Source organism: Polaromonas sp. P1_E1_2, from assembly GCF_056406035.1.
Genome location: NZ_JBFUAZ010000492.1, coordinates 1 through 3,255, shown reverse-complemented (window position 1 = coordinate 3,255; position 3,255 = coordinate 1). Strand labels below are relative to the sequence as shown.

At 64.1% G+C, this 3,255-nt stretch carries 5 protein-coding genes; 4 read left to right on the top strand and 1 reads right to left on the bottom strand.

Annotated features, from left to right (window positions below):
* The 3 genes from AC1D1P_RS18690 to moaD all read left to right on the top strand — a co-directional run.
* Positions 1–259: molybdopterin-guanine dinucleotide biosynthesis protein B (locus AC1D1P_RS18690; RefSeq protein ID WP_477673998.1), on the top strand; the 259-nt coding region annotated here is incomplete at its 5' end.
* Positions 260–319: 60 nt separating this feature from the next.
* Complete coding sequence (locus tag AC1D1P_RS18685; RefSeq protein WP_477673997.1) at positions 320–1,603, top strand: molybdopterin molybdotransferase MoeA; 1,284 nt, start codon at positions 320–322, stop codon at positions 1,601–1,603.
* 22 nt (positions 1,604–1,625) lie between these two features.
* Positions 1,626–1,877: a molybdopterin converting factor subunit 1 gene (gene moaD / locus AC1D1P_RS18680; protein ID WP_457280429.1), complete on the top strand. Its 252-nt coding sequence runs from the start codon at positions 1,626–1,628 to the stop codon at positions 1,875–1,877.
* Positions 1,878–1,896: 19 nt separating this feature from the next.
* Here the strand turns inward: moaD and dapA are convergent, their stop codons facing one another.
* Complete coding sequence (gene dapA / locus AC1D1P_RS18675) at positions 1,897–2,808, bottom strand: 4-hydroxy-tetrahydrodipicolinate synthase (protein WP_477673996.1); 912 nt, start codon at positions 2,806–2,808, stop codon at positions 1,897–1,899.
* Positions 2,809–3,126: 318 nt separating this feature from the next.
* On the opposite strand from dapA, the gene AC1D1P_RS18670 reads away from it, so the two are divergent.
* Positions 3,127–3,255, top strand: a 129-nt coding sequence (locus AC1D1P_RS18670) for a molybdenum cofactor biosynthesis protein MoaE (protein WP_477673999.1), incomplete at its 3' end; no start/stop codon positions are given.

Below are 3,255 nucleotides of genomic sequence, written 5' to 3'. Positions count from 1 at the left end.
GGTGCTGGTAGAGGGCTTCAAGAGCAGCGACCTGCTCAAGATCGAAGTCTGGCGTGCGCCTTCGGCCGACTACGCCGGCAAGCCCCCGCTCTACCCGGACGACGACTTCATCGTCGCCGTCGCCACGGATGCACCCGGCAAGCTGCCCCAAGCAACCTTGCGCCCGGTGCTGGATTTGGACGACGCCGACGCCGTGGCGGAGTACCTGGTCAACAATCAGGAACGCTTCGCCTATTCGTTTGAAGACCGTTTCGGTTAAACATTCGCCAAAGCAGGCTTTTTTCGTTCCGTTCATGTTTTTGTTCCGGACACCCCGACCATGAGTTCTGTTTCCTCCGCGCCCGCCGGCCCGGCGCTTGCGCCGCAGCCCGGCCGGGCCCCCTTGAAGCCGCTGGACCAGGCGCTGGCCGAGTTGCTGGGCCGCGCGGCATTGCTGCCCGGTGCCGAGACGGTTTCCACCTTCGATGCCGACGGCCGGGTGCTGGCCCAGGACCTGGTGTCCAGCCTCGATGTGCCGGCACACGACAACAGTTCCATGGACGGCTATGCGGTGCGTGTTGCCGACTGGTCGGCCGATGCGGTGCTGCAGGTCAACCAGCGCATTCCGGCCGGCAGCAGCGGCCACATGCTCGCGCCAGCCTCTGCGGCGCGCATTTTCACCGGCGCCCCCATTCCGCCGGGCGCCGACGCGGTGGTCATGCAGGAAGACTGCGAGACGGTCAACGCCGGCAGCGAAAGCCAGGCCGGCGTGCGCATTCAGACAACGCCCAGGGCTGGCCAGTGGATTCGCCGTCGGGGCGAAGACGTCGCTGCCGGCGCCGTGGTGCTGCACCGTGGCGAGCGCCTGACGCCGGCCTCGCTTGGTCTTGCCGCCAGCATCGGCTTCGACAGATTGCAGGTGGCGCCCCGGGTGCGCGTCGCCCTGTTTTCCACGGGCGACGAACTTGTCATGCCTGGCGAGGTTGCACCCGCCGACATGAAGCCCGGCGCCATCTACAACTCCAACCGTTTCTTTTTGCGTGCGCTGCTGCTGCGCCTGGGCTGTACGGTCACTGACCTGGGCATCGTGCCCGACCGCCTGGACGCCACCATCGCCGCGCTCAAGGGCGCCAGCGAGCAGCACGACCTGATCCTCACCAGCGGTGGCGTGTCGGTGGGCGAAGAAGACCATATCAAGCCTGCCGTGCAGGCGCTGGGCGAACTGGCGCTCTGGCAGATCGCCATGAAGCCGGGCAAGCCCTTCGCCTACGGCAAGATTGCAGGCTCCCACTTCATCGGCCTGCCTGGCAACCCGGTGTCCAGTTTTGTGACCTTCCTGGTCCTGGTGCGGCCCTTCCTGCTCAAGTTGCAAGGGGCTGTGCAAACCGCCGTCAGCCCGATTGCGGCGCCGGCCCATTTCAATTGGCCCAAAGCCGACAAGCGCCGTGAATTCCTGCGCGTCAAGCGCAACGCGTCCGGCGGGCTGGAACTGTTCACCAACCAGAGTTCCGGCGTGCTGACCTCGGCGGTCTGGGGCGACGGCGTGATCGACAACCCGGCAGGCCAGACCATCGCGCACGGGGACGTGGTGCAGTTCCTTCCGTTTTCAGCCTTGATGTCGTGAGGGCATTCCCGGTAAGACCTTTATGAAAATCACCGTCAAATACTTTGCCTCGATCCGCGAAGCCATAGGGCAGGGCAGCGAGTTGCGCGACACTTCTGCCGCTACGCTGGCCGCGCTGCGCGATGAGTTGCTGGCGGCCACGCCCGCGCACGCTGCAGCGCTTGCGCGCGGCAAATCGGTGCGCATGGCGCTCAACCAGGTCATGAGCGATGAGTCGGCTGTACTCAGCGAGGGCTGCGAAGTCGCCTTCTTTCCCCCCGTCACCGGCGGTTGATTCACTCACTCTCGGCGGCTCAAACCACCAGCGCATCCAGCTTCACAAGCCGCTCCACCAGCGCCGCAGACGCGCGCGTCATCGGGCTGCGCAACTCGTCACTCAGCAAACTCTGTCGCGCCAGCAATGCCTTGAGCGGGCCCGGATTGGGTTCTGCAAACAGGGCTTCAATCAGCGGCGGCAGCGGTCTCCACAAAGCCTCGGCCCCAGCTACGTCACCCGCTCGAAGGCACTGAACAATTTCCGCAAATCGCGACGTATGCAAATGCGCCGCTGCCGCGATAGCGCCCCGGCCGCCTGCTGCCACAGTCGCGAAGATGTTCGCATCCTCACCGGCCAACACCTGCAATTGCCCATCGGCGATCAGTGCCCGCGTTTTTGCCGGGTCACCCCCGCAATCCTTGACGGCCTGTATGCGCGGGTGCGCCGCCAGCGCCCGGATGGTCTCAAGCGCCATCTGGCTGCCCGTGCGGTAGGGGATGTCGTAAAGCACCACCGGCACCGCGCTGGCATCGGCCAGGGTGGTAAACCACTCGACCAGGCCCGCCTGCGAGGGCCGGATATAGCTGGGCGCCGGCAGCAAGATGCCCGCGAGGTTCAGTGGGCTCAAAGCACGAACGCGCGCCACTGTTTTGCCCAGGTGATAGCCCGACAAGCCCATGATCACCGGCAGGTCGGGGGCTTCTGCCATCACGGTTTGCAGCACCTCTAGTTGCTCTTCATCGCTGAGCGCGGCAGCTTCACCCGTAGAGCCGCATACCACCAGCCCGGCGATGCCGCTGGCCCGGTAATGCGCCACCAGGCGTTTTAAAGCGGGGTAGTCGACCTTGTCCTGGTCAAACGGGGTAACAAGCGGGATCCACAGTCCCGAGAAATCGTGAGTTGCCTGAGTGGCTTGATTTGCCTGATCGGCATTGAGCACTGTTTGCATGAATACACATCCCAAAAAACTGACCGGCTAAAAAGGCCGTCATCAGAACAAGAGAAGGTGTCCGCAAAAGACTCTGAAAAAGTAACCGGCGGCTCCATCGCTCATTCGACGACGGAACCGCAGCCCCGGTCAAATGAGCAACGGTTTTTTCGATTTGCTGGCGCACGCCTCAAAGCCGCGGGCGCTGTCGTGCGTCCGGTTGGCAAGAAGGTGAATGTGGCCAGTCATGCAGCCATATTACTTGAGGGGCCGGGCTGTGGCACTGTTTCGGCGTTGAATATGCACCGGCCTGGTTGGCCCAGTGGCAAAATTGCCACTATGGCCCAGTCTCCCCCCCGCGTCCTCATCACCACCGACGACTTCAACCTCGCCGATGAAGTTGCCGCGCTGCGCGCAAACGACAAGCGCGTCGGCGCCGTCTGCACCTTCACCGGCACGGTTCGGGAC